This is a genomic window from Cognatishimia sp. (genome assembly GCF_964229375.1).
GTDB lineage: Bacteria > Pseudomonadota > Alphaproteobacteria > Rhodobacterales > Rhodobacteraceae > Cognatishimia.
The window spans coordinates 1-24,466 of record NZ_CAXREH010000081.1 but is presented as its reverse complement, the minus strand read 5'-3'; the positions used below and the strand labels follow the sequence as shown (position 1 = coordinate 24,466).

The window sequence follows — 24,466 nt, the reverse complement described above, 5'->3', positions numbered from 1 at the left end:
CCCCTTGGCGGTCAATGTGTCGTGAAAAGCAGCACCAATTCCGCCGCTTGCTCCAAGTATCAATGCGCGTTTCATACCCTAGACCTAGAGCAAAACCACAGCCCAGCCACCGCTTTCTTCGCAACACTGCCAAACGCGCTGACGCAGCCGCAAAAAGAGGCAAACTTCCCCCTTTTCATTCCAATTTTCCAAGGTATAGTCCGCTCTATGGTTACACAGACCCATATCACATACGACGCGCGCCTTCCGGCGCCCTTCGCCATTGGTCTAGACCTACTCCTAACGCGCCTCTGAGTGCGGCCGGTCCGGCGCACCCGCTCAGAGGATATGCGACTTGCGCCCATAAACACCGCACTTAGGAGACCAACATGACCCACCCCGCCCCGCGCATCAATCTGGCTGAAAAGCTGGCGATGTTTGACAGCCATTGGGATCCCCATGTGGTTGCCAACTACAATGGCAACGACGTGATGGTGGTCAAACTCAAAGGCGAATTTCCCTTTCACAAACATGATGACACCGACGACTTCTTTCTCGTTCTCGAGGGCGAAGTCACGATGGACTATGCCGACCATCCGGCGGTGACATTTGGCGCTGGCGAACTTGTTATCGTCCCCAAAGGCGTCATTCACCGCCCTCGCGCTGAAACAGAAGTCAAAGTGCTTTTGATCGAGCCGACCGGCGAACCCAATACCGGAGACAGCGGCGTCCCGCCGGCTCCCAAACCGCACATCTGATTAGGAACTCTCTCATGACATCGACCGATCCAAATCGCGTCTATATTTTTGACACCACCCTGCGCGACGGCGAACAAAGCCCGGGCGCGACCATGACCCACGAGGAAAAACTCGAGATCGCCGAGATGCTTGACGACATGGGCGTCGACATCATCGAAGCAGGCTTTCCGATCGCCTCCGAGGGCGACTTCCGCGCGGTCTCTGAGATTGCGAAACGTTCGAAAAACGCCCGCATCTGTGGTCTGGCCCGCGCCAATATCGCCGACATCGACCGCTGTGCCGAGGCGGTGAAACACGCAGGCCTCAGCCGTATTCACACCTTTATCGGCACATCGCCCCTGCACCGCGCCATTCCGAACCTGACACAGGATGAGATGGCCGAAAAGATCCACGAAACTGTCACCCATGCGCGCAATCTGGTAGAAAACGTGCAGTGGTCCCCGATGGACGCGACCCGCACCGAATGGGACTACCTGTGCCGCGTGATCGAGATCGCAATCAAAGCTGGCGCGACCACGATCAACATCCCCGACACCGTGGGCTATACCGCCCCAATGGAATCCGCCGAGCTGATTACCCGGCTGATCGAAACGGTCCCCGGCGCAGATGAGGTGATCTTCGCCACCCATTGTCACAACGACCTCGGCATGGCGACTGCGAACTCTCTGGCGGCGGTTGCCGGTGGCGCCCGTCAGATCGAATGCACGATCAACGGCCTTGGCGAACGCGCAGGCAACACCGCACTCGAAGAAGTCGTTATGGCCCTTAAAGTGCGCAATGACATCATGCCGTGGACCTCTAACATCGACACCACCAAGCTGATGTCGATCTCGCGACGCGTCTCGACCGTGTCGGGCTTTCCGGTTCAGTTCAACAAGGCCATCGTTGGTAAAAACGCCTTTGCCCATGAATCCGGCATCCACCAGGACGGCATGCTGAAAAACAAGGAAACCTTCGAGATCATGCGCCCCGAAGACGTCGGTCTGTCGGGCACCTCGCTGCCTTTGGGCAAGCACTCGGGCCGCGCCGCATTGCGCGACAAGCTTGAGCAGCTGGGATACGATCTGGCCGACAACCAGCTCAAAGACATCTTTGTGCGTTTCAAGGATCTGGCCGACCGCAAGAAAGAGGTCTTTGACGACGACCTGATCGCCCTGATGCGTGCTGGCGAAGACGACGAGAACGATTTGCTGAAGCTGGTCACCCTGCGCGTGGTCTGCGGCACAGGCGGCCCTGCGGATGCAACTTTGGTCATGTCGATAGACGGCGAAGAGAAAACTGCGATCGAAAAAGGCGATGGCCCCGTGGACGCGGCCTTTAAAGCGGTGCGCAAATTGCACCCGAATGCCGCGCATCTGGAACTCTATCAGGTGAGCGCGGTCTCCGAAGGCACTGATGCGCAGGCCACGGTTTCGGTGCGCCTGTCCGAGGACGGCAACGTCGCAACCGGAGAGTCGGCTGACACGGATACAGTCGTGGCTTCGACCAAGGCCTATATTCACGCGCTGAACCGCCTGCACGTGCGGCGCAGCAAAATGGGCGAAGGCGCGGATGCGCGCGAAGTCTCCTACAAAGACATGGCGTAACCCCACGCACTTGTCTGCCGCTTCAATCCAGCTACCTCCCCTTCAGAGAGGTGGCTGGAATGGGCAAATACATGCAAGCTGGAACATTGGCGCTCGCCTTGATCGGGGCCACGGCCTCGCCCGGCGCGGCGGATCTGCTGATCGAGGACTTTGGGGCTGATGCAGACAGACGTTGGGGCTATGTCGCAGACCGCGTAATGGGCGGTGTCTCGCAAGGGCAGCTGCGGTTTGAAACCGAAGACACCCAATCCTTTGCCCGCCTGACAGGCACGGTCAGCACCGACAACAACGGCGGTTTCATTCAGTTCCGCGCCTCTGTCCGAGACGGGCTGCCCGACTGGACCAGCGGCTTGCGCCTGAAGGTGAAAGGCAATTCAGCCGAATACTACGTCTTTCTGCGCACCATCGACATGCGCCGCCCCTGGCACAGCTATCGCGCAAGTTTTGAGACCACAGGCGACTGGCAAACCGTGGACATGGACCTGTCCGCGTTCAAATCCTCGCGCGGGTACATGCCCAAGACGCTCGACCCCACCAAGGTCATCGGCATCGGCATCGTCGCCTATGGCCGCGACTTTGAGGCGGACCTTTCTGTATCCGAAATCAGGCTCCTGCAGGACGGCGACGCGTAACAAAGGCCGCGCTTTTTCTCTTGCTAAAAATATCCTGGGTTTTGCAGGCGCATGCCTGCGAAATCCAAACTCTCTTAACCGGCCCTCAAAGCGCGTCGAATTTGCCTGAAAGAGACTGGGTTTCCGCCTCAAGCCCCCAAGGCGCATTCACAAAAAACATGCCTGACCCGATCATCCGGTGTTTGTCTTTGGCCGGTGGAAAGCGCACTTCGTGGCGCAGGGTTTTGGGCAGATTCTGAAACTCAAGCGCCGTGATCATCGGCAGATGACTGCCGTCTTTCAGGATCGGATACCACAGCGCAATCACGCCGACATTCCACTTCTTGTGCAGCTTGCCAATGATGCCTGGGATACGGTCAAAATCGGTTTTGATTTCATAGCTCGGAACGATCAGCAAAACCCCGCGGCGCGGCGCGGGCGGGCAGACCGCCTGCGCCATTTCAAACCCATCACGGCGATGAATTTTCGCGGAATACATGGCCATCGCATCGCCAAGCGCATCGGCCTCACCAGGATGCAGCTCTGCCAGATGGATCTTGTCCTGAGCGCGCAGCAAATGCGCGGCCAACAAAGGCGATCCGGCATAGGCGTCGGGGCCAAACTGCGTGCGCACCGCAGCCAGCGCGCGCCGATAGGGATGGTCTGCATCAAACCATGCCTCAGCAATCGAAATCCCTGCGGCAGCCTCTCCGGTTTTGGCGGCTTCCTCCGAGCTCAGATCATAAAGCGCGCGCCCCGCGTGGGTCTCCAGATAACTCAGGGGTTTGTCCTTGGCCGTCATATAGTCCAGAACCCACGCCATCAGCGCGTGTTTCTGCACATCCGCCAGATTCCCAGCGTGATAGATATGTTGATAGCTCAGCATGCCAGCCCTCCGATTTAGGCCCGCATAGAGCAGATTTGCCCCCTAAGACAGCCTCAAACACCATCCCTACCCCATTTCGTGGCGGATTCGCGCTGATTTCGAGCGCGACTCACTTCCCCATTCCCTAAGCCGCGCCTATAACAAGGCGGTCTGCGCTCATCCCAGAGTCGCGGACCCGGAAATTGATTGGGGATCGAGACTTTATGCTGGGAAATCTTGGTGGGCTTTTCTCGTCTGATATGGCGATTGATTTGGGCACGGCGAACACGCTGGTCTATGTCAAAGGCAAGGGCGTGATCCTGTCTGAACCTTCGGTTGTTGCCTATCACGTCAAGGATGGCGTCAAAAAGGTTCTGGCCGTCGGAGAAGACGCGAAATTGATGCTGGGCCGGACGCCTGGCTCGATCGAGGCGATCCGCCCGATGCGCGAAGGAGTGATCGCGGATTTTGACACCGCCGAAGAGATGATCAAACACTTCATCCGCAAGGTGCACAAACGTTCGACCTTCTCGAAACCTAAAATCATCGTCTGTGTGCCTCATGGCGCAACCCCGGTCGAAAAACGCGCGATCCGTCAGTCTGTTCTGTCGGCTGGTGCGCGGCGTGCGGGTCTGATTGCCGAACCGATTGCAGCTGCGATTGGCGCAGGCATGCCGATCACCGACCCGACCGGCAACATGGTTGTCGACATTGGTGGTGGTACCACCGAAGTCGCGGTTCTGTCGCTTGGCGACATCGTTTACGCCCGCTCGGTTCGCGTGGGTGGCGACCGGATGGACGAAGCCATCATTTCCTATCTGCGTCGTCAGCAAAACCTGCTGGTCGGCGAAAGCACCGCCGAGCGCATCAAGACCTCTATCGGGACGGCGCGGATGCCGGATGACGGGCGCGGCGCCTCTATGCTGGTGCGCGGCCGCGACCTGTTGAACGGCGTGCCCAAGGAAACCGAAATTTCGCAGGCTCAGGTCGCTGAAGCGCTGGCGGAGCCTGTACAACAGATCTGCGAAGCGGTGATGACCGCGCTTGAGGCAACCCCGCCGGATCTGGCCGCAGATATTGTGGACCGCGGCGTTATGCTGACAGGCGGCGGTGCGCTGTTGGGCGATTTGGATCTGGCGCTGCGCGAGCAAACTGGCCTGGCCGTGTCCATCGCCGATGAAAGCCTGAATTGTGTGGCCCTGGGCACCGGTAAGGCTCTGGAATACGAAACCCAGCTTCGTCACGCGATTGATTACGAAAGCTGAACAAAAATGGCCCAAACTGTCTTTCGTTTGGGCCACCTCGCACCCCGTGCTACATAAGCGCCCAAGGCGCTAGGCCCCACGACCGGAGATGCACGAAAGAACCGCATGGCTCGAGAACGCAATCAGGAAGATTTCGTAACGCCGCTTAAGCGGCTGCTTTACGTGCTGACAATTGCCATCTTGCTTCTGACGTTTCTGCTGTGGCGCATCGACAGCCCGCGCGTCGAACGGTTCCGTGCCATGGTGATTGATCGTTTTGTCCCGTCGATGGATTGGGCGATGGCGCCGGTGACCGGATCGATCAACCTGATCCGTGAATTTCAAAGCTATCAGCGCGTTGTTGACCAAAACAAAGAGCTGCGGCGCGAACTTCAGCAGATGAAAGCCTGGAAAGAAGCGGCGCTTCAGCTGGAACAGGAAAACGCGCGGCTCTTGGATCTGAACAATGTGCGTCTTGACCCGCAACTGACCTTTGTCACCGGCGTGGTTCTGGCCGACGCCGGATCGCCGTTCCGCCAATCCGTTCTGCTGAACATTGGCGCGCGCGACGGAATTATCGACGGCTGGGCCGCAATGGACGGCATCGGGTTGGTTGGACGTATTTCCGGCGTTGGCCAGACCACCAGCCGGGTCATGCTGTTGTCTGACAGCTCGTCGCGCATTCCGGCCACCATCCAGCCCTCGGGGGAAAGTGCCTTGATCGTGGGCGACAACTCGGTTGCGCCGGTGATCGACTTTCTTGAAAACCCCGACCAGGTGCGCCCCGGCGACCGGATCGTATCCTCTGGCGACGGTGGAGTCTTTCCATCGGGATTGCTGATTGGCCACGTCGCCTCGGATCCCGGCGGGCGTTTGCGTGTGCGCCTGTCCGCTGACTATGAGCGGCTGGAGTTCCTGCGCGTGCTGCGCGACCACGGCAAAGAAAGCATCGAAGGCACCGGTGCCCTGATCGCGCCGGAAAACCTTGCGCCGCCAGAGCCTGCGGTGGTGGCAGAGGAGCGCGAGGATGAGTGAAAACCTCACCACACGCCTCTGGCTGATGCGCGGCGCTTTTGTGGCGCTGTCTCTGGTTGTGATTTTCTGGCAGCTTTTGCCCATGGAAACGGTGCCGCGCCGCTTTACCGGCCCCGACATGATGTTGGTGATGTGCGTGCTTTGGGTGTTGCGCCGTCCTGACTATGCACCGCCTTTGGCCATTGCTGGCGTGATGCTGCTGGCGGATTTTGTGTTTCTCAGACCACCGGGTCTGCTGGCCCTGACGACCTATCTGGTCTGCGAGAACCTGCGCGCACGTGCAACCAGCGTTCGCGACATGCCTTTCAGCGTGGAATGGCTGACGGCTGCTGGCGGGATGACAGCAATCGTTCTGGGCAACCGCCTGCTTGAGGCCCTGTTTTTGCTGGATCATGCGAGCCTTGGCCTCACGCTCATTCAACTGATCATGAGCGTCCTGTCCTATCCGCTTGTGGCGATCCTGTTGTTTGTGTTTGTTGGTCTGCGCAAGATCAACCCGTCCGATCCCGAACTGTTGCAGGGGCGCGTATGAGAAAGTCTCAGGCTGATATCGCTGCAAATCAGGCCCGCATGACCCGCCGCGCCCTGTTGCTGGGCGGTGGGCAGCTGGCCTTCATGGGTGTGCTTGGATTGCGGATGCGTTATCTACAGGTCGAACAGGCCGACGAGTTCCGCCTGCTGGCCGAAGAAAACCGCATCAACATCCGCCTGATCGCGCCCGCACGAGGCGAGATCTTTGATCGCAATGGTCGCACATTGGCGGTGAATGAACCCAGCTACCGGATCACGATTGTGCGCGAGGATGCGGGCGACGTGGATGCGGTGATCGCCAAGTTGTCGACCCTGGTCGAATTGGACGCAACCGCCCTAAACCGCGCCATGACCGAAATGAAGCGATCTCCGCCGTTCCTGCCGGTGACAGTTGCGGAACGTATCTCTTGGGAAGAGATGTCGCGGGTGGCTGTCAACGCCCCTGCCCTGCCCGGCATCACGCCAGAAGTGGGGCTGTCACGACGGTATTTGCATGGCGGCGACTTTGCCCATGTCATCGGCTATGTCGGCCCCGTTTCGGACTATGACCTGTCGCGGATCGAAGATCCGGACCAGCTTTTGCTGATCCCGCGGTTCCAGATCGGCAAAGTAGGTATCGAGGCCAAACGCGAAGACGCCCTACGCGGCAAAGCCGGTACCAAACAGGTCGAGGTCAACGCAGTCGGCCGTATCATGCGCGAGTTGGACCGGCGCGAGGGTCTTGCCGGTGCCGATATGCAGCTGACGGTTGATCAAAAGCTGCAGTCTTACGTGCAGGCACGTCTGGGCGAAGAAAGTGCTGCGGCAGTTGTCATGAGCACCAAGACCGGTGACATCCTATCGATCAACTCATCGCCAACCTTTGATCCCAACCTGTTCGTGCGCGGCATCTCAGTTGCTGATTACTCCAAGCTGACAGACAACGAATTCCGCCCCTTGGCCACAAAATCCGTGCAGGGCACCTATCCGCCAGGCTCGACCTTTAAAATGATCACTGCCTTGGCCGCGATGGAAGAAGGTCTGATTGACAGCGAAGACACCTTCTATTGCCCCGGACACCTCGAAGTCAGCAACCGCAAGTTCCACTGCTGGAAGCGCGGCGGGCATGGCAATGTGAACTTTGAAACCGCTCTGCGGGAAAGCTGCGACGTCTATTTCTATGAAATCGCGCTGAAGGTCGGGATCGAGAAGATCTCGGCGATGGCGCGGCGGCTGGGCCTTGGCGTGCGCCACAATGTTCCGATGTCCGCCGTGGCTCAGGGACTTGCGCCCACGATGGACTGGAAGCTGCGCAACCGCGATGCAGCCTGGCTGCCCGGTGATACGGTCAACGCCTCGATCGGTCAGGGCTTTGTGCTGGCCTCGCCTTTGCAACTGGCGGTAATGACAGCGCGGCTGGCCTCGGGTTTGCAACTTGCGCCGCGTTTGGTGAAATCCGTGAATGGGGTTGATCAGACCGTGCGCGGCGTGTCGCCGCTGGGCATAAACGAGAACCACTTGCGGTTGGTGCGCAAATCCATGTTTGCCGTTTCAAATCATCGTCGCGGTACCGCCTATGGCAGCCGTATCATCGAAGACGGCTATCGGCTTGCCGGGAAAACCGGCACCAGTCAGGTGCGCAACATTACGGCTGCCGAACGTGAGGCGGGCGTTACCAAAAACGAAGACCTGCCTTGGAAACGGCGCGACCACGCTTTGTTCGTGAATTTCGCACCTTACGACAATCCCGAGATCGCGGTCTGTGTTGTTGTCGAACATGGCGGTGGCGGCTCGACCGCGGCCGCACCAATCGCGCGGGACATCACCCTGCAAGCGCTTTACGACGGTGACCCGCCGCTTGAAGCCTATCCCACAAAAGACCGCGACAAAATTCGCGCCCAGCAAGCCCGTCTGCGTCAAGAGTTCCCGCAACTGCGCAACAACGGACGTGACCGCGCATGAGCTATCTTGAGTATACAGTCAAAACTGTCCCGTCTGGGCTGCGCAAAATTTTATTTGTGAACTGGGCTCTGGTGATCCTTTTAATCGCCGTCTCAAGCGTTGGATTTCTGATGCTCTATTCGGTCGCGGGCGGGTCGTTCAACCCGTGGGCCGAAGCGCAGATGAAACGGTTTGCGCTGGGTCTGTGTCTGATGTTCGGCATGGCCATGGTCCCGATTTGGTTCTGGCGCAATATGTCCGCCGTGTTCTACGTCGGCGCGCTTGTCCTGCTGGTGGGTGTCGAGTTCTTCGGTACCGTGCAAGGCGGTGCCCAGCGTTGGATCGACCTTGGGTTTATGCGACTGCAGCCTTCGGAATTGATGAAAATCGCGTTGGTGATGTTTCTGGCCGCGTACTATGACTGGCTGCCGATCAACAAAACCTCGCATCCTTTGTGGTTGCTGGTGCCGATCATCATCATTGTGATCCCCGTCATGCTGGTTCTGCGGCAGCCCGATCTGGGCACCTCGCTTCTGTTGCTGATGGGCGGCGCTGTGGTGATTTTTATGGCCGGCGTCCATTGGGCGTATTTCGCAGCAGTCATTGCGGCAGGCGTGGGCGTGATCACTGCGGTGTTTCAAAGCCGTGAAACCGGCTGGCAGCTTTTGAAAGACTATCAGTACCGACGTATCGACACCTTTTTGGATCCGGCCTCAGATCCGCTTGGTGCTGGCTATCACATCACCCAGTCCAAGATCGCACTTGGGTCCGGCGGCTGGACGGGCCGCGGTTTCATGCAAGGCACCCAAAGTCGTCTGAACTTTCTGCCCGAGAAACACACCGACTTTATCTTTACGACGTTGGCAGAGGAATTTGGCTTCCTTGGCGCGATTTCCCTGCTCAGCATCTATGCGCTGATCGTCATCTTCTGTGTCCTCAGCGCGCTGGCCAACCGAGACCGATTTTCCTCGCTGATGATTATGGGCATGGCCGGAACGTTCTTTCTGTTCTTTGCCGTGAACATGTCGATGGTGATGGGCATGGCCCCGGTCGTGGGTGTGCCGCTGCCACTGGTCAGCTGGGGCGGATCCTCGATGTTGGTGCTTATGATCGCTTTCGGCATCATCCAAAGCGCCCATGTGCATCGCCCCCGTTAACTAGGAGACCTTATGTCTATTTTTCACCTCGCCTATCATGTCACCGATCTGGATAAGGCGCGCGATTTTTATGGCGGCGTATTGGGATGCGAGGAAGGGCGCAGCACGGATACCTGGGTGGATTTTGATTTCTTCGGCCACCAGATCTCGCTGCATCTGGGCACACCCTTTGCAACCACAAATACCGGCAAGGTCGGGGACCACATGGTTCCGATGCCACATCTTGGAGTCATCCTTCCGATGGCCGACTGGCAAATGCTGGCAGACCGTCTTGTCGAAGAGGGCCTGACCTTTGAGCTAGAGCCTTTTGTGCGCTTCCCGGGCGAGCCCGGCGAACAGGGGACGATGTTTTTCCGCGATCCATCAGGCAACCCCATCGAGATCAAAGGGTTTGACAACAACACAGGGGTTTTCGCATCGTGATCAATATCCAGTTCGCGGCGCTTCCTGACCGCTGGGACAAATACCGCGACCCTCTGCTTAAGGCGTTTGAGGACGCAGACCTTAAAGTCGACCTGCGCCAGGATCACCAGCCCAGTGACGTGGACTATGTTGTCTATGCGCCGAATTCTGAATTGCAGGATTTCACCCCCTATACGCGCTGTAAAGCGGTTTTGAACCTGTGGGCTGGGGTTGAAACCATCACGGGCAATCAAACACTGACGCAACCTCTGTGTCGCATGGTGGACCCGGGCCTGACACAGGGCATGGTGGAATGGGTGGTCGCGCATACGCTGCGCTATCATCTGGATATCGACCACTGGATCAGCCACCAGACAGGTGCTTGGTCTCCGATGTGCCCACCGCTGGCAACACAGCGCCATGTGACGGTGCTTGGACTTGGAGTGCTGGGCACCGCCTGTGCCAAGGCTTTGGCCGGTCTGGGGTTTCATGTCACCGGCTGGGCACGGCGCCCCAAGACCATCGATGGGATCACCTGTGTACATGGCGAGGGCGGCATTGCACAGGCTTTGGAGCAGGCCGAGATCGTCATCCTTTTGCTGCCAGACACCCCTGTGACGACCAACGTTCTGAATGCAGAGCGACTGGCGCAGATGCCGAAAGGGGCGCGGATCATCAATCCCGGGCGCGGGCCTTTGATTGACGACGATGCACTCTTGGCCGCACTGAATTCAGGTCAGATTGCACATGCGACACTGGATGTGTTCCGCATCGAACCTCTGCCGGTTGACCATCCCTACTGGGGTCACCCAAACGTCACCGTGACACCGCATATCGCCGCGGAAACTCGTGCCGTGACAGCGGCGCAGGTGATCGCCGAGAATGTGAAACGGGGCGAAACTGGCCTGCCGTTCTTGCATCTGGTGGATCGAGAGGCCGGTTACTAGTTCGCGCACAGCTGCGATCCACAAACCATCGCCCTCGCCTATCGCAGACGCGGTGGTTTGTCCGGATCGCTGCCCGGTGCGACAGGGATGATATCTGCCTGCGCTTCGGGCTGTGGCAAATCAAACCGCAACCCTACCTGCGCCAGCTGCGCGGCGACTTGATGCGAGGCGTCAAAGAACCCCACATCAAGTGTGCCTGCCTCTAAGCCTGAAAACCCAAGCGCTTCTGACACCGCTTTGGCCAGCGCATCCTGCGCCTCGGGGATGGCTCCGACAAACCCAAGCATATGGCCGCGCCCGCCCGTTTCCGAGACCGTCCCCACCAGATAGGCCCAGCGCGCAAGCCCCGTGGCACTGGAGAGTTTCGCATCAAGCGCCTCGATCAGAACCTCGGGCAGACCCGACGGAGCGGTCACTTCGCTAAGGCGCTGTTCGACCTCATCAGGGGCATTGTCCAACGTATCCACCAGCCAGTTGACCGCCGTCGGTGGGATCAGGATCGACGAAGGCGCGACCTCGAGGTTCACGCCCATACCGATGCCCGCAGGCGCCAGCATTTGCGCAATCATCCGGCCGGAAAGGGCTGCGAAAGGCGCAGGTTTTCCGACAAACCCCGCCAAACGATCTTCGGTGTCAAAGACCAACACGAACTGGGCATCCTGAACGTCAAAAATCTCGGGCTTGATCGTCTCGCCTGATGCCTCTTCGCTCAGCAGCAAAAACAGTTCGGCATCCGCCAGTCGCTCATAAAACCGCAGCCGCGCGCGCTCGTCGTCGGGCGCTGCATCCATTGCGGCGTGCGCGCGATCCAAAGGGGTGTCTGTCATCTCAAGACCTCTTGCACCCTGCTTTTCAAAACCGGCAAAAAGTCGGCCTCAAACCAGGGATTCTTCTTCAGCCAAGCCGTATTGCGCCAGGACGGATGAGGCAAGGGGAAGCTGCGCGGCGCGTGGCTGCGCCAATCCATGACCGTTGCGGTTACGCCCTTGGTGCCCAAGTGCCATTTCTGAGCATAGCCCCCCACCAACAGGATCAGCTGTACGTCAGGCAGCATGTCCATCGCCGCCTGTCGCCAGGTCTTGGCGCAAATCGGCGGCGGCGGCAGATCAGCGCCCTTGGCGTTGTAGCCCGGAAAGCAGAATGCCATCGGCAGGATGGCCACCTTGTCCTGATCATAGAAAACATCCTCGCCAATCCCCATCCACGCGCGCAGACGTTCGCCCGAGGGATCCGTGAAAGGCAAGCCGCTGTCATGCACACGCGCCCCCGGTGCCTGACCGCAGATCAGGATCCGCGCCGACGGCTGAAACCACACCACCGGGCGCGGGCTGTGGCGGGTATGTGTGGCTGCAAACCGATCGGCGCAGATCGCACAGGCCCGAATTTCGTCGCGAATGTCCATGCCCGTATCCTGCCGATTGCATAGCGATTTGAAACCCCGGAAATTCGATATTTCGAAAAATATGAAAATAATGCTTGCGTCGACTCATTATTTCGACAATTTTAGAAATATGAAACATTCATTGCCAAACGACCTAACCCTCGAAGTCGCCGCCTCGACCTTTGCTGCCCTTGGCAGCGAGCAACGCCTTGCTGTTCTGCGCACTCTGGTGCGTGCGGGCAATGATGGGCTGAGCATCGGAGAGCTTGGCCAGCGCACTGGTGTCACAGGCTCTACCCTGACACACCACATGAAGATCCTTGCGCAGGCAGGTTTGGTCACCCAACAGAAACACGGCCGCAGCATCATCTGCGCAGCGGTCGCCTTTGATGAAGTACGTGCGCTGTCGCAGTTCCTGCTTGAGGAATGCTGCGCAGACGTCGAAGATCAGGACCACGATCATGGCTGAAATATCCCAATCCCCGCAAACACCATTGCTGAAAAGGCTGGATCGCGTTTGGCTGGCAATTGTCGCGATTTTGATCGCCGTCGCCGTGCTGGATACCCCGGCATTTGTGCCAACGCTTGGCTTTGCCATGGACGCGCTGGCAGGCACAGCGCCCTTCATCCTGTTTGCGGTTGTCGCCATCGCCTATATGAAGGCCAGCGGCGCGGAAAACGTTCTTGCGCAGGCCTTTATCGGCAAGGAAAGCCGCATGATCGTCTTTGCAGCCCTGCTGGGCGGTCTGTCGCCGTTCTGTTCCTGCGAAGTCATCCCCTTTATTGCGGCGCTGCTGGCGGCGGGGGCCCCATTGTCGGCGGTCATGGCCTTTTGGCTGGCCTCGCCGCTCATGGATCCTGCGATGTTCTCGATCACCGCCGGCACGCTCGGATTTGAGTTCACCATCGCCAAAACGATTGCTGCGGTGTCGTTGGGTCTGTTTGGCGGCTTTGTCACCATGAGCTTTGCAAAATCAGCTGTCTTTGACGCACCCCTGCGGGAAACACCGCAGGTGGGTGGCTGCTGTGGCGTGAAAAAGCCTTTCTCGGAAAAGCCTGTCTGGAAGTTCTGGACCGACGCCTCCCGCCGCGCGACATTCCGCGACTCCGGGCTCGAGAATGCGCTCTTTCTGCTGAAGTGGCTCGCGCTGGCCTATACGATCGAGGCCCTGATGGTGCGCTATGTGCCAGCCGAGCTGATCGCTGGTGTTCTGGGTGGCGATGGCGTTCTGCCAATCTTTCTGGGATCGCTTGTGGGGGCCCCTGCTTATCTGAACGGATATGCGGCACCTGCGCTGGTGGATGCGCTTTTGCAGCAAGGCATGGCCCAAGGCGCAGCCATGAGTTTCATGATCGCAGGCGGTGTCAGCTCTATTCCGGCAGCCATTGCGGTCTGGGCCTTGGTGAAGCCGCGTGTCTTTGTCGCCTATCTGGGATTTGCGCTGGTCGGCAGCTTCTTTGCTGGGGTGGCCTGGCAGATGGTTGCCTAACCAGTCAAGCTCTCCAAAAAAACCGAGGTCGCGTCATTTGCGCGGCCTCTTTTTTATGCAATCGCGACAACCGCCACAATTGCAGCCCTCAAACAGCGATTATAACGCGATATGACGGGAAAGTTTGCGAGAAGGTCGGGTCAAAATATTGAAGACCTGTAGTGGTTGGGTTATCTGCTGTGAAACCGCTGGAGGAGCAAGCATGTACCGAGTTTGGAACTTTTTAACCAACTATTCGCTGCTTTTGATAATTGGCGCGCTGATTGCGTTGGTCTGGGCAAACACGGATGCACATAGCTATCACCATCTGGTGGAATATCCGGTCTGGTTCAACGACTGGGTCGGCCTGGATTATGATTATTGGAAGAAAGCCTATGGCAAAGGCTATGACGCCTTTGGTGATCCTGGAACTGCGAAAGTGCTGTCGTTCCACTATCTGGTGAATGACGCTTTGATGGCCTTCTTCTTTGCGATCGCCGCGAAAGAGGTTTGGGAAGCGGTTGTGCTGAAAGACGGCTCTCTGCGCGGCAAAAAGGCGGCGACGCCTTTGTTTGCAACGGCGGGCGGCATGTTCGGCCCGATTGCGGTTTACCTTGGTCTTGCAGCGTTTCTGGGTTCTGACACCTATAACGCGGTCGCGAACGGTTGGGCGATCCCAACGGCGACCGACATCGCCTTTTCCTATCTTGTTGGTCGTCTGGTGTTTGGCGCGGGCCACCCTGCGGTCCGCTTCCTGCTTTTGTTGGCAATCGCGGACGATGCGGCTGGCCTGATCATTCTGGCGATCTTCTACCCATCGGGCGAACTGGCACCGATCTGGCTTTTGGCGTCCTTTGGCGGGGCCTTGGGTGTCTATATCCTGTTCAACTGGCTGCCACGCCGTTTGGACCGCGGCAACCAAGCGCGTCCAAATTCAACCTGGGTCCGTAAGAACCTGCACTTCATCCCTTATGCCGTCGCCGCGGCCATCAGCTGGTATGGCTTTATGCGCTCGGGCCTGCACCCTGCCCTGGGCCTGCTGCCTGTCGTGCCAGCCATCCCACACGCCGACCGCGCCTTTGGGATCTTTTCTGACGCGGAAAAGCACCTGCACGATTTGCTCAACGTGATCGAGCATGCGCTGAAGCACCCGGTCGAGATTGTCCTGTTCTTCTTTGGTCTGCTGAACGCTGGCGTTGAATTCAGCGCGATTGGGGATGCAACCTGGCTGGTACTGGCAGGTCTGATTATCGGCAAGCCGATCGGCATTCTGATCTTTGGCTGGATCGCCGCATCGCCTCTGAAACTGGGTATGCCCGAAGGCATGAGGATCATCGATCTGGTCATTATCGGCTTTGTCGCTGCGATCGGCTTTACCGTTTCGCTCTTTGTGGCCTCGGTCGCATTTGATGCAGGACCGGTTCAGGATGCCGCGAAAATGGGTGCGCTTCTCAGCTTCGCCGCCGCCGGTATTTCGATCGTCGCAGGTCGCGTTCTGCGTGTGAAGAAGATCGAGATGTAACCTGCCGTGTGACTCAAATCGGCAACGAACCTATGGAAATCGGCGCCTTTGCGCCGGTTTCTTTGTTAAAAATCAAATAATTTACCAGTCAGTTGTTGTCAGAAGAGCCTCTGATCCGACATAATGACGACCAAAGCCCAACAGGGCATTAAGACTTCTCCGCTAAGGAGAGATATAGGCAGAGCAGCGCCGGAGCAGTGTAATGCTCGAGTTCGACAACGTGAGTAAGTCCTATTGGACTGGCAAGCAGCGCAAGGTCATCCTTGAACGCGCCTCTTTTCGCGTGGAACTTGGAACTTCGGTCGGCATCCTTGCGCGTAACGGCTCTGGCAAGACGACGATCATCAATATGATGGCGGGGCTGGAAAAGCCTGACGAGGGCGAAATTCGCCGCACGTGCAGGATCTCGTTCCCACTCGGGTTTATGGGCGGCGTGGTGAACAAACACACAGCGGTAGAAAACAGCCGTTATATCGCGCGGCTCTATGGGCTGGATCCCGACTATGTCGAGGCCTTCTGTCGCTGGCTTTGTGGCTTGGGCGAATACTTCGATCAGCCGCTGGGCACCTATTCGTCTGGTATGCGCGCCCGGTTTTCTTTCGCGCTGATGCTGGCGCTGGATTTCGACATCTATCTAGTGGACGAGGGCATGCCCAGCTCGACCGATGTGGATTTCAACCGCAAGGCGGGCGAAGTGCTGAAAGAACGGCTGCGCACGACGACCATGGTCATCGTTAGCCACCAGCCAAAGACCCTCGAAAAATTCGCGAAAAGCGCCGCTGTTTTAAGAAACGGCAAGCTTCATATGTTTGACACCTTGGAAGAGGCAAAGCAGCTTTATGACTACCAAACCCAAGGCTAAGAAATTCCGCATCCGCCGCGGTGGCCAAGGCCCTACAGACGCGCCGCGCGGCGAGGCGCCTCAGGCTGCGCCGCCACAGCCGACGCCGGAAACCACGCCCGTGTCGCAAAGCGCCCCCGAGGCTGCGGCCCCTGCAAGCGATCGGGCCGCCCGCCGCGAGGCCCGACTGGCCCGTGCCGCCGAACGCCGCGCCAAAATCGCTCCGGTCGAAGACAGCCCAATGCCGACCTCGCCCGAAGAGGACATGGGCGGGTTGAACGCCATGGCCAGCAGCGCACCCGAACAACCTGCGCGCGGCACCACAGCCCCGCCGGCCTCGATGCCCGCCGCCGTGAGCCCCGAGCAAGCCATCGCCGCGATCCGGCAAGAAGGCCTCACCGGACGTCAATTGCGTATGGCACGCCGTCTGGCCCAGAAACACGGGCTTGCGGCAACCTCGGACTATGACGCCGTGCGCCTGTTGCGCGAGACCGGCCGCGACCCTTTCAGCACCCGCAATATGCTGGAGGTCGTGTCAAACGACAGCCCTCAGCTGCCGCAGACACGTCCGCAGGGCAATACCATGCCCTCGACCGAAATGGCCGCGCCCGCCTCTACCCGCGAGCGCGAAATCGGGGATATTCAGAAAGACATCGCCAAACGGCGCCGCCGCAAAACGCTGCTGATGTTTTCACGGCTGGCCGCTTTTGTGGCGCTGCCGACGATATTGGCCGGGTACTACTATTACACGGTGGCAACGCCGATGTTCTCCACCAAGTCCGAGTTCCTGATTATTCAATCCGAAAGTTCGGGTGGCGCGGGCGGCATCGGCTCGCTGTTCTCGGGCACTCAGATGGCCACCAATCAGGACTCAATTGCAACGCAGTCCTATCTGCAATCCAAAGACGCAATGCTGCGGTTGGATGAGGACGAAAGCTTTAAGGCCGTGTTCTCGGATCCTTCGATCGATCCGTTGCAACGGCTTGAGGAAAACCCGTCGAACGAGGCGGCTTATGCGATCTATAAGAAGTTCGTGAAAATCGGCTATGACCCAACCGAAGGCGTCATCCGGATGGAAGTCTCGGCCCCCGATCCGGCGATCTCGCAACGCTATGCTCAGGCTTTGATCACCTACGCCGAAGAGCGCGTCGATGAACTCAGCCAGCGCAAACGCGAAGATCAGGTGAAAGACGCGCGTCGCTCGCTGGAGCAAGCAAAAGCAGACCGACGTGCCGCGCAAACCGCTCTGGTGGAGCTACAAGAAGGCACGGTGCTTGACCCCGAAGGCCTGATCGCTAGCCTGCGTCAACAGATCAGCACCTATGAAATCGAGCTGCAGGAAAAACAACTCGAGCTGACCCAGCTTTATGACAACCCCCGCCCCAACGAGGCACGCGTCGCCGGTGTCAGCGGGTCGATCAAACGGCTGCAAGGTGTTCTGGATGCGCTGCAGGATCGCATGACCGCCGCCAAAGAGGGCGAGGATTCACTGGCCCGCAAAACCAGTCAGATCCAGATTGCGCAGGCCGACCTTGCAACGGCGGATCTGATCATGCAATCGGCCCTGCAAACCTTGAAGCAAACCGAACTCGAAGCCAGCCGTCAGGTGCGCTATCTGACCACATCGGTCGCGCCGGTCGCCTCCGAAGATCCCGCCTATCCGCGTAAATTCGAAAACACGATCTTGGCCTTTCTGGTGTTTTCGGGCATTTACCTGATGATCTCCCTTACCGGGTCCATCTTGCGCGAACAGGTATCTTCGTAATGAAACATGTGACTGTCGGCGATCTGACGATTGCCAATGATAAACCGCTGACCCTGCTCGCGGGGCCGTGCCAATTGGAAAGTGCCGACCACGCACAGATGATTGCGGGCACCTTGAAAGAGGCCTGCGACGCCGCGGGCGCGCAGTTCGTCTTTAAGGGCTCGTTTGATAAGGCGAACCGCACTTCGTTGAACGCCAAGCCCGCTTTGGGGCTGGATGCAGGGCTGAAGGTGCTGGAAGGCGTCAAGAAAGAGATCGGCGTCCCGGTCATCACCGACATCCACGAAAAAGAACAATGCGCGCCGGTGGCCGACGTGGTCGACATCATGCAGATCCCGGCCTTCCTGTGCCGCCAGACCGCTTTGCTGTTGGCAGCAGGGAAAACCGGCGCCGCGATCAACGTGAAAAAGGGTCAGTTTCTGGCCCCTTGGGACATGGCCAACGTTGTGGCGAAAATCGAAAGCACCGGCAATCAGCGAATCCTGCTGACAGAACGTGGAGTGTCCTTTGGTTATAACCGCCTTGTGGTGGACATGCAGTCTTTGCCGGAAATGGCACGCACGGGCTATCCCGTTGTGATGGACGCAACCCACGCTGTGGCGCAGCCCGGCGGGCTGGGCGGCGCGTCAGGCGGTCAGCGTGAATTCGCCCCAGTCCTTGCGCGCGCCGCAGTGGCAACCGGAGTTGGCGCGGTCTTTACCGAAACGCACCAAGATCCGGACAATGCGCCCTGTGACGGGCCAAACATGATCTATCTGCGCGACATGCCCAAGCTGATCGACACACTCATGCAGATCGACGCGCTGGCCAAAGCCAACCCCATCGAGATCTAAACCGTTTCGCGCATAGCGCAGACAAATCGCAGATTTGGCAACGCCCAAGGGCCCTTCGATGGGGCGCTTGGGCGTTTCTTGTTAGGCCGCCAGACCGCGCCCTTTCAACAACGCCTCTACCCCCGGCAGGCGCCCGCGAAAACGGGTGTAAAGCTCGCCAGCGTCCACGGAACCGCCCATCGACAAGATATGGGCCTCAAGCGATTTCGCCATCTCGGGGTCAAACGCGCCGCCTGCCTCTTCAAAGGCAGCAAAGGCGTCAGCGTCCATCACTTCGGACCACATATAGCTGTAGTACCCGCTGGAATAGCCATCCCCGGCAAAGACATGCGCGAAATGCGGTGTGGCGTGGCGCATGGTGATCGCGGCAGGCATCCCAAGCGTCTGCAACACCTCTGCTTGTTTTGCCATCGGATCTTTCGGCGCATCTCCCTCATGAAACGCCAGATCGACAAGCGCCGAAGCGACATAGTCCACGGTCTGGAACCCCATATCGAAGTTCGCAGCCCCCAAGACCTTTTGCAGCATCTCGGCAGGCATCGCCTCGCCCGTTTCAGCGTGTGTGGCGAACTCGGCCAGCACTTCGGGCACTTCAAGCCAGTGTTCGTAGAGCTGGCTGGGCAGTTCAACAAAATCGCGCGCGACCGAGGTGCCAGAGACGCTTTCATAGGTCACGTTGGACAGCATCTGGTGCAAAGCGTGGCCAAATTCGTGAAACAGGGTGCGCGCGTCATCATAGGACAAGAGCGCCGGATCAGATTTCGCGAAATTGCAGACGTTCATCACTATCGGGGCCTGCGTGTCCGGGAATTTCGCCTGCGACCGCATGGCGGAACACCAGGCACCCGAGCGTTTTGATCCGCGCGCAAAGTAATCGCCCACGAAAACAGCAACATGCGCGCCATCGCGTGTGACCTCCCATGCGCGGCAATCTTCGTGGTACAGCGGGATGTCCAGCGGCGCGAACTCCAACCCAAACAACCGGTTCGCGCAGGCGAACTGAGCCTCAATCATACGGTCAAGTTGCAGGTAGGGCTTTAGAACAGCCTCATCCAGATCATGCTCGGCCTTGCGCCGCTGCTCTGCATAGTAGCGCCAGTCCCACGGCTCCAGATCGCCATTGATGCCATCCGCATGCATCATCTGGGTCAGGATCATCGCGTCTTTGTCGGCCTGTGCTTTGGCCGGGGCCCATACGTCCATCAACAGGCCGCGCACGGCATCAGGCGTCTTGGCCATCTCGGTTTCCAGCTTGAAATCCGCAAAGCTGTCATAGCCCAGCAAACCCGCACGTTCTTTGCGCAATTTAAGGATTTCCGCGGCAATCGCGCGGTTGTCGGTGTCACCGCCATTGGCCCCACGAGCAACCCAGGCGGCAAAAGCCTTTTTGCGCAGATCGCGCCGTTGCGAGAATTGCAGGAACGGCACAATGATAGATCTCGACAGGGTTACAACCGGCCCGTCTTGCCCTTTTTCTGCACCTGCTGTACGCGCCGCAGCCACGGCAAAATCAGGCAGCCCCTCAAGGTCTTCTTCGGCCAAGGGCATGAACCAGCTGCGCTCATCGGCCAAAAGGTTTTGCGTGAACTCGGTGCCCAAAACTGCCAACCGCGATTTGATCTCTTTCATGCGAGTATCAGCATCGCCCTCAAGCGCCGCGCCGGCCCGCACGAAATTGCGGTGCGTCAGCATCAAAACCCGCTGCTGCTCGTCACTCAGATCCAGCGAGTCGCGCTGATCCCAGACCGCCTGAATGCGCGCGAAAAGCTGTTTGTTGCCATAGATCGCAGAGCCATGTGCCGCCAGCTTCGGAGACATCTCGCGCATGATTTCTTCGCGTGCATCGTTACTGTCAGCGCCCGCAACCGTGTAAAACGCGCCCGCGACCCGATCCAGAGTTTTACCGGTGCGCATCAACCCTTCGATCGTATTTGCGAAAGTAGGTGCCTCTGAATTCGTGGCCACGGCCTCAACTTCGGCCAGATCCTCGGCCAAAGCCGCCTCAAAAGCGGGGGCGAAATCCGCGTCCTTAATCAGGTCGAACGGGGCGATTTCAAAAGCCGTAGTCCACGGGGCAAGCAACGGGTTGGTCATGGGCAGATCTCCTTTGAGATCAACCTATGTCCTTCACCGTGATGCGCAATGGGCAAACACTATTTCGTGCCACAACAGGGGCAGTCAGACCGGCGTTTCAACCCGATTTTGCGGGTTTCACCATAAAGCCCGTCATAGATCAGCATCTCGCCACGCAGCACAGCGCCCGCGCGTACAATGATCTTGACCGCCTCCATGGCCATGATCGAGCCGATCACACCGGGCAAAGGCCCAATAACGCCCGCTTCGGCGCAGCTTGGCGACAGACCGGGGGCTGGCGCTTCGGGGAAGATACACTGGTAACAGGGCGCGTCATGGGCGGGATCGAACACGCTGACTTGCCCCTCCCACTGGGTCAACGCGCCAGAGATCAGCGGTTTCCCCTGCGCAACACACGCGGCATTCACCAGATAACGGGTTTCAAAATTATCGGTGCCATCCAGCACGATATCATAGTCAGCGATCAGCGTCTGCGCGTCCTGCTCGCTCAAACGCCGAAGGTAAGGGCGGACCTCGACGAACGGGTTTTGGGCGCGCATTGCGGCGGCGGCGGAATGCACCTTGGGCATCCCGATGCCGGCATCCTGATGGATCACCTGACGTTGCAGATTCGAATTGTCGACCTCGTCGTCATCCACCACACCAATGGTGCCCACCCCTGCAGCGGCCAAATATAGCAACGCCGGAGACCCCAGCCCCCCCGCACCGATCACAAGGACTTTCGCCTGTTTCAGTTTTTTCTGACCCGGCCCACCGATCTCGCGCATCACAATGTGGCGGGCGTATCGATTAAGCTCTGTTTCCGAAAAACTGCCGGTTTTCGCAGGGGCGTCTTGGGTGTCTTCCGACTGCGCATCCGCGCGGGCACGCAGCCAGTTCAAAGCTTTGCGATAGCCAAAAACCAGCAAAACGATCACGCCCAGAATAAGCCATGGGGCAATCGAGCCACCGGTCGCCTCTCGCAAAGGATGCCCGTCGGGAAAGACCAGCTGCATCATGACAACAGCCAGATACAACACGCCCAACATGGTCCAGCGCACAGAGGTTGGCGTTTTCATGACTGCGCCAATCCCCCAAATCGCAGCCGCTGCCGCCAGAACCGCTCCCATCTCAGGACACGCCTGTCGAGCCGAACCCGCCAGACCCGCGCGCGGTGTCAGACAGTTCGGTGACTTCGGTGCAGGCGACCTGCAACACATCCGCGACCACAGCCTGCGCGATGCGGTCACCATGGGCCAATGTCACGGCCTCAGCACCATAGTTGAACAGGCCAACGATGACCTCGCCGCGATAATCGCTGTCGATTGTGCCTGGTGCATTTGGGATCATAAGACGCCGTTTCAGCGCCATGCCCGAGCGGGCGCGGATCTGCATTTCTGTGCCCTGAGGCAGCTCTACGCAGAAGCCGATTGGCACCATCACGAGCGAGCCGGGTTCAACGCTCACATCACCCTCCGGCAGGCAGGCCCGCAGATCCATCGCCGCAGCCCCCGCCGTGGCATAGCTGGGCAGTGGCAGGTCGGGATTCGTCTCAGTGCGTTTGAATTTAACGGTTTTCGTCATTGATCAGTCCGCAAGCGTTTGAGCGATGCGGTCCGCAAGTGCACTGGCGACCGCGTCTTTGCCCATGCGCGGCCAGCTTTCCGCGCCCTCTTGGGAAATGACGGTCACCGCATTTTCGGTGCCGCCCATGATGCCGGTTTCCGGGCTGACATCATTGGCCACGATCCAGTCACAGCCTTTGCGCGCACGTTTTGCCGTGGCATGGGCGATCACGTCATCGGTTTCGGCTGCAAAGCCAACGACCAGATCGGGTCGCCCCTCTGTCATCTGGGAAATGGTTGCCAGAATGTCTGGGTTTTCCGCAAAACTTAGCGACGGGAGGCCGCCCGCCTCTTTCTTGATCTTGCTGTCACGGGCGCCCTCGACACGCCAATCCGCGACCGCGGCCGCAAAAACCGCTGCATCCACAGGCAGAACGCCCTGAACCGCTTCGAGCATCTGGCTCGCGGTTTCAACCTCGACCACGCGCGCGTGGGTTGGTCGGGCGGCTTCCGCGGGACCGGTGACAAAAATCACCTCTGCGCCCAGCGCCGAAAGCGCCTGAGCGATTGCCGTTCCCTGCGCGCCGGAACTGCGGTTCGCGATATAGCGCACAGGATCAATCGGCTCATGTGTCGGCCCCGAGGTCACCAGAATGCGGCGACCGGTCAGCGGACCCTCTTCGAATTCGGCTTCGATGGCCGAGACGATTTCGAGCGGTTCCGCCATCCGGCCTGGGCCGAATTCACCACAGGCCATCGCGCCCTCGTTGGGGCCCACAAAACGAATTCCGTCCGACTGCAAGGTCGCGATATTGCGTTGCGTCGCGGGGTGATCCCACATGCGCACATTCATGGCTGGCGCGACAAGAACCTGCGTGTCTGTCGCCAGCAACAGCGTGGATGCCAGATCATCAGCAATGCCCTGCGCCATCTTGGCCATCAGGTTGGCCGTCGCGGGCGCAACAACGATCAGATCGGCAGATCGCGACAGCTCGATATGGCCCATTTCGGCCTCATCTGTCAGATCAAACAGATCCTGATAGACCTTTTCCTCGGCCAGAGCAGAGACGGAAAGCGGCGTCACAAACTCGCGCGCCGCGCCGGTCATCACAGGAGTGACCCAGGCCCCGGCCTTGCGCAGCTGGCGGATAAGTTCCAGCGACTTATAGGCGGCAATACCACCTGAAATAATAAGAAGAATGCGTTTATCGTCCAGCATTTGCCCACTCCGAGCTTGGGTGTGGGCAGACACTATGCACTTGGGCACAAGGTTACAAGATCACGCAATCAGCGCACGGACTTCCGCGCCGTGGCGTTCCAGTTTCGCGCGCATCTTGGCGAGGGCTGCAACCTCAAGCTGGCGCACCCGTTCTTTCGAAATGCCAAGTTCTGCGCCGATCACTTCCAGCGTGCGACCCTTTTCCGACAGGCGGCGCTGGCGCACGATCAGTTTCTCGCGGTCATTCAGCCCATCCATGGCCTCTTCCAGCCAGGTTTTCAGAACCTCAGAGTCGCGGGCTTCGTCAACCTGTTCAGAGCCCTGCATGGTTTCATCTTCGAGCACATCGATCCATTCGCGCCCGTCCTCATCGCCGCCCTGTTGCGCGTTCAACGAGAAGTCTCCGCCAGACAAACGGCCCTGCATCATTTCCACGTCACGCACAGACACGCCAATTTCCGTGGCAATTTTTTCCGTGACTTGATGGGAGTCCAGAGTTTCACCGCTTTCGCGCATGATCTGGGCTTCGACCCGCTTGAGGTTGAAGAACAGCGACTTTTGCGAAGATGTCGATCCGGTCCGCACCATCGACCAATTCCGCATCACGTAATCCTGTATCGACGCTTTGATCCACCAAACCGCGTAGGTGGAAAACCGCACACCCCGATCCGGGTCAAATTTTTCTGCAGCTTTCATGAGGCCCAAACCGGCCTCTTGGATCAGGTCAGTCATCGGCGCGCCGTACCGGCGGAATTTGGACGCC

General features: G+C 58.8%; 24 protein-coding genes. 16 read left to right on the top strand and 8 right to left on the bottom strand.

Annotated features, from left to right (window positions below):
- The first annotated feature begins 368 nt into the window (after window positions 1-368).
- Genes ACEQWH_RS06405 through ACEQWH_RS06395 form a run of 3 tightly spaced genes read left to right on the top strand, consistent with a single transcriptional unit; the run spans window position 369 to window position 2,955 of the window.
- Window positions 369-737, top strand: coding sequence for a cupin domain-containing protein (locus ACEQWH_RS06405; RefSeq protein WP_370229000.1), 369 nt, complete (start codon window positions 369-371; stop codon window positions 735-737).
- Between the two features lie 14 nt (window positions 738-751).
- A complete protein-coding gene (locus ACEQWH_RS06400) occupies window positions 752-2,323 on the top strand; it encodes a 2-isopropylmalate synthase (protein ID WP_370228998.1) in 1,572 nt (523 codons plus the stop codon).
- 59 nt (window positions 2,324-2,382) lie between these two features.
- Window positions 2,383-2,955 carry a CIA30 family protein gene (locus ACEQWH_RS06395; protein ID WP_370228997.1) on the top strand — a complete coding sequence of 191 codons (573 nt, stop codon included), beginning with the start codon at window positions 2,383-2,385 and terminating at the stop codon, window positions 2,953-2,955.
- Window positions 2,956-3,040: 85 nt separating this feature from the next.
- On the opposite strand, the gene rlmJ is transcribed toward ACEQWH_RS06395, so the two are convergent.
- Window positions 3,041-3,820 (bottom strand): 23S rRNA (adenine(2030)-N(6))-methyltransferase RlmJ, encoded by a 780-nt coding sequence (gene rlmJ / locus ACEQWH_RS06390; protein ID WP_370228996.1) that lies wholly within the window; start codon window positions 3,818-3,820, stop codon window positions 3,041-3,043.
- Between the two features lie 203 nt (window positions 3,821-4,023).
- On the opposite strand from rlmJ, the gene ACEQWH_RS06385 reads away from it, so the two are divergent.
- From ACEQWH_RS06385 to ACEQWH_RS06355, 7 genes are all read left to right on the top strand, one after another.
- On the top strand, window positions 4,024-5,064 hold the full coding sequence (locus ACEQWH_RS06385; RefSeq protein ID WP_370228994.1) for a rod shape-determining protein: 1,041 nt from the start codon (window positions 4,024-4,026) through the stop codon (window positions 5,062-5,064).
- Window positions 5,065-5,169: 105 nt separating this feature from the next.
- Window positions 5,170-6,078 carry a rod shape-determining protein MreC gene (mreC, locus tag ACEQWH_RS06380; protein ID WP_370228992.1) on the top strand — a complete coding sequence of 303 codons (909 nt, stop codon included), beginning with the start codon at window positions 5,170-5,172 and terminating at the stop codon, window positions 6,076-6,078.
- Entirely contained in the window at window positions 6,071-6,610 is a 540-nt protein-coding gene (locus ACEQWH_RS06375; RefSeq protein WP_370228990.1) for a rod shape-determining protein MreD, read from the top strand. Before mreC ends, ACEQWH_RS06375 begins: the two co-directional genes overlap by 8 nt.
- Window positions 6,607-8,550, top strand: coding sequence for a penicillin-binding protein 2 (mrdA, locus tag ACEQWH_RS06370; protein WP_370228988.1), 1,944 nt, complete (start codon window positions 6,607-6,609; stop codon window positions 8,548-8,550). Before ACEQWH_RS06375 ends, mrdA begins: the two co-directional genes overlap by 4 nt.
- The gene (gene rodA / locus ACEQWH_RS06365; protein ID WP_370228987.1) at window positions 8,547-9,686 is read left to right on the top strand and encodes a rod shape-determining protein RodA; all 1,140 of its coding nucleotides are present in this window, start codon (window positions 8,547-8,549) and stop codon (window positions 9,684-9,686) included. Before mrdA ends, rodA begins: the two co-directional genes overlap by 4 nt.
- 12 nt (window positions 9,687-9,698) lie before the next feature.
- Window positions 9,699-10,109, top strand: a complete 411-nt coding sequence (locus ACEQWH_RS06360) for a VOC family protein (RefSeq protein ID WP_370228985.1) — start codon at window positions 9,699-9,701, stop codon at window positions 10,107-10,109.
- On the top strand, window positions 10,106-11,035 hold the full coding sequence (locus ACEQWH_RS06355; RefSeq protein ID WP_370228983.1) for a 2-hydroxyacid dehydrogenase: 930 nt from the start codon (window positions 10,106-10,108) through the stop codon (window positions 11,033-11,035). The genes ACEQWH_RS06360 and ACEQWH_RS06355 overlap by 4 nt, the downstream gene beginning before the upstream one ends.
- Before the next feature lie 38 nt (window positions 11,036-11,073).
- Here ACEQWH_RS06355 and ACEQWH_RS06350 read toward each other — a convergent pair whose 3' ends face one another.
- On the bottom strand, window positions 11,074-11,862 hold the full coding sequence (locus ACEQWH_RS06350; RefSeq protein ID WP_370228981.1) for an SseB family protein: 789 nt from the start codon (window positions 11,860-11,862) through the stop codon (window positions 11,074-11,076).
- Complete coding sequence (locus tag ACEQWH_RS06345; RefSeq protein ID WP_370228980.1) at window positions 11,859-12,437, bottom strand: uracil-DNA glycosylase family protein; 579 nt, start codon at window positions 12,435-12,437, stop codon at window positions 11,859-11,861. Before ACEQWH_RS06345 ends, ACEQWH_RS06350 begins: the two co-directional genes overlap by 4 nt.
- Before the next feature lie 109 nt (window positions 12,438-12,546).
- Between ACEQWH_RS06345 and ACEQWH_RS06340 the strand changes: the two genes are divergently transcribed.
- The 6 genes from ACEQWH_RS06340 to kdsA all read left to right on the top strand — a co-directional run bounded on the left by ACEQWH_RS06340 (window position 12,547) and on the right by kdsA (window position 18,846).
- A complete protein-coding gene (locus tag ACEQWH_RS06340) occupies window positions 12,547-12,885 on the top strand; it encodes an ArsR/SmtB family transcription factor (protein WP_370228978.1) in 339 nt (112 codons plus the stop codon).
- The gene (locus ACEQWH_RS06335) at window positions 12,878-13,906 is read left to right on the top strand and encodes a permease (protein WP_370228977.1); all 1,029 of its coding nucleotides are present in this window, start codon (window positions 12,878-12,880) and stop codon (window positions 13,904-13,906) included. The genes ACEQWH_RS06340 and ACEQWH_RS06335 overlap by 8 nt, the downstream gene beginning before the upstream one ends.
- 202 nt (window positions 13,907-14,108) lie before the next feature.
- Window positions 14,109-15,407: a Na+/H+ antiporter NhaA gene (locus tag ACEQWH_RS06330; protein WP_370228976.1), complete on the top strand. Its 1,299-nt coding sequence runs from the start codon at window positions 14,109-14,111 to the stop codon at window positions 15,405-15,407.
- A gap of 202 nt (window positions 15,408-15,609) precedes the next feature.
- Window positions 15,610-16,269: an ABC transporter ATP-binding protein gene (locus ACEQWH_RS06325; RefSeq protein WP_370228974.1), complete on the top strand. Its 660-nt coding sequence runs from the start codon at window positions 15,610-15,612 to the stop codon at window positions 16,267-16,269.
- Entirely contained in the window at window positions 16,247-18,013 is a 1,767-nt protein-coding gene (locus ACEQWH_RS06320) for a capsule biosynthesis protein (protein ID WP_370228972.1), read from the top strand. Before ACEQWH_RS06325 ends, ACEQWH_RS06320 begins: the two co-directional genes overlap by 23 nt.
- Window positions 18,013-18,846, top strand: coding sequence for a 3-deoxy-8-phosphooctulonate synthase (gene kdsA / locus ACEQWH_RS06315; RefSeq protein WP_370228970.1), 834 nt, complete (start codon window positions 18,013-18,015; stop codon window positions 18,844-18,846). Before ACEQWH_RS06320 ends, kdsA begins: the two co-directional genes overlap by 1 nt.
- A gap of 81 nt (window positions 18,847-18,927) precedes the next feature.
- Here the strand turns inward: kdsA and ACEQWH_RS06310 are convergent, their stop codons facing one another.
- From ACEQWH_RS06310 to ACEQWH_RS06290, 5 genes are all read right to left on the bottom strand, one after another.
- Window positions 18,928-20,940: a M3 family metallopeptidase gene (locus ACEQWH_RS06310; RefSeq protein ID WP_370228969.1), complete on the bottom strand. Its 2,013-nt coding sequence runs from the start codon at window positions 20,938-20,940 to the stop codon at window positions 18,928-18,930.
- A gap of 59 nt (window positions 20,941-20,999) precedes the next feature.
- Window positions 21,000-22,049 (bottom strand): ThiF family adenylyltransferase, encoded by a 1,050-nt coding sequence (locus ACEQWH_RS06305; RefSeq protein WP_370228967.1) that lies wholly within the window; start codon window positions 22,047-22,049, stop codon window positions 21,000-21,002.
- A gap of 1 nt (window position 22,050) precedes the next feature.
- The gene (dut, locus tag ACEQWH_RS06300) at window positions 22,051-22,503 is read right to left on the bottom strand and encodes a dUTP diphosphatase (protein ID WP_370228966.1); all 453 of its coding nucleotides are present in this window, start codon (window positions 22,501-22,503) and stop codon (window positions 22,051-22,053) included.
- 3 nt (window positions 22,504-22,506) lie between these two features.
- Entirely contained in the window at window positions 22,507-23,703 is a 1,197-nt protein-coding gene (coaBC, locus tag ACEQWH_RS06295) for a bifunctional phosphopantothenoylcysteine decarboxylase/phosphopantothenate--cysteine ligase CoaBC (RefSeq protein ID WP_370228965.1), read from the bottom strand.
- Between the two features lie 60 nt (window positions 23,704-23,763).
- Window positions 23,764-24,466 (bottom strand): RNA polymerase factor sigma-32 (locus ACEQWH_RS06290; protein ID WP_370228963.1); only part of this gene is annotated, 703 nt, incomplete at its 5' end.

What these genes read in the sequence shown, in the direction of transcription:
- ACEQWH_RS06385 (WP_370228994.1), top strand. Translation starts at nt 4,024, where the DNA reads ATGCTGGGAAATCTTGGTGGGCTTTTCTCGTCTGATATGGCGATTGAT.
- ACEQWH_RS06310 (WP_370228969.1), bottom strand. Translation starts at nt 20,940, where the DNA reads ATGACCAACCCGTTGCTTGCCCCGTGGACTACGGCTTTTGAAATCGCC.
- kdsA (WP_370228970.1), top strand. Translation starts at nt 18,013, where the DNA reads ATGAAACATGTGACTGTCGGCGATCTGACGATTGCCAATGATAAACCG.
- rodA (WP_370228987.1), top strand. Translation starts at nt 8,547, where the DNA reads ATGAGCTATCTTGAGTATACAGTCAAAACTGTCCCGTCTGGGCTGCGC.
- ACEQWH_RS06400 (WP_370228998.1), top strand. Translation starts at nt 752, where the DNA reads ATGACATCGACCGATCCAAATCGCGTCTATATTTTTGACACCACCCTG.
- rlmJ (WP_370228996.1), bottom strand. Translation starts at nt 3,820, where the DNA reads ATGCTGAGCTATCAACATATCTATCACGCTGGGAATCTGGCGGATGTG.
- ACEQWH_RS06335 (WP_370228977.1), top strand. Translation starts at nt 12,878, where the DNA reads ATGGCTGAAATATCCCAATCCCCGCAAACACCATTGCTGAAAAGGCTG.
- ACEQWH_RS06350 (WP_370228981.1), bottom strand. Translation starts at nt 11,862, where the DNA reads ATGACAGACACCCCTTTGGATCGCGCGCACGCCGCAATGGATGCAGCG.
- ACEQWH_RS06320 (WP_370228972.1), top strand. Translation starts at nt 16,247, where the DNA reads ATGACTACCAAACCCAAGGCTAAGAAATTCCGCATCCGCCGCGGTGGC.
- ACEQWH_RS06330 (WP_370228976.1), top strand. Translation starts at nt 14,109, where the DNA reads ATGTACCGAGTTTGGAACTTTTTAACCAACTATTCGCTGCTTTTGATA.
- ACEQWH_RS06340 (WP_370228978.1), top strand. Translation starts at nt 12,547, where the DNA reads ATGAAACATTCATTGCCAAACGACCTAACCCTCGAAGTCGCCGCCTCG.
- mreC (WP_370228992.1), top strand. Translation starts at nt 5,170, where the DNA reads ATGGCTCGAGAACGCAATCAGGAAGATTTCGTAACGCCGCTTAAGCGG.
- ACEQWH_RS06405 (WP_370229000.1), top strand. Translation starts at nt 369, where the DNA reads ATGACCCACCCCGCCCCGCGCATCAATCTGGCTGAAAAGCTGGCGATG.
- ACEQWH_RS06325 (WP_370228974.1), top strand. Translation starts at nt 15,610, where the DNA reads ATGCTCGAGTTCGACAACGTGAGTAAGTCCTATTGGACTGGCAAGCAG.
- ACEQWH_RS06375 (WP_370228990.1), top strand. Translation starts at nt 6,071, where the DNA reads ATGAGTGAAAACCTCACCACACGCCTCTGGCTGATGCGCGGCGCTTTT.
- ACEQWH_RS06360 (WP_370228985.1), top strand. Translation starts at nt 9,699, where the DNA reads ATGTCTATTTTTCACCTCGCCTATCATGTCACCGATCTGGATAAGGCG.
- ACEQWH_RS06305 (WP_370228967.1), bottom strand. Translation starts at nt 22,049, where the DNA reads ATGGGAGCGGTTCTGGCGGCAGCGGCTGCGATTTGGGGGATTGGCGCA.
- ACEQWH_RS06395 (WP_370228997.1), top strand. Translation starts at nt 2,383, where the DNA reads ATGGGCAAATACATGCAAGCTGGAACATTGGCGCTCGCCTTGATCGGG.
- mrdA (WP_370228988.1), top strand. Translation starts at nt 6,607, where the DNA reads ATGAGAAAGTCTCAGGCTGATATCGCTGCAAATCAGGCCCGCATGACC.
- coaBC (WP_370228965.1), bottom strand. Translation starts at nt 23,703, where the DNA reads ATGCTGGACGATAAACGCATTCTTCTTATTATTTCAGGTGGTATTGCC.
- dut (WP_370228966.1), bottom strand. Translation starts at nt 22,503, where the DNA reads ATGACGAAAACCGTTAAATTCAAACGCACTGAGACGAATCCCGACCTG.
- ACEQWH_RS06345 (WP_370228980.1), bottom strand. Translation starts at nt 12,437, where the DNA reads ATGGACATTCGCGACGAAATTCGGGCCTGTGCGATCTGCGCCGATCGG.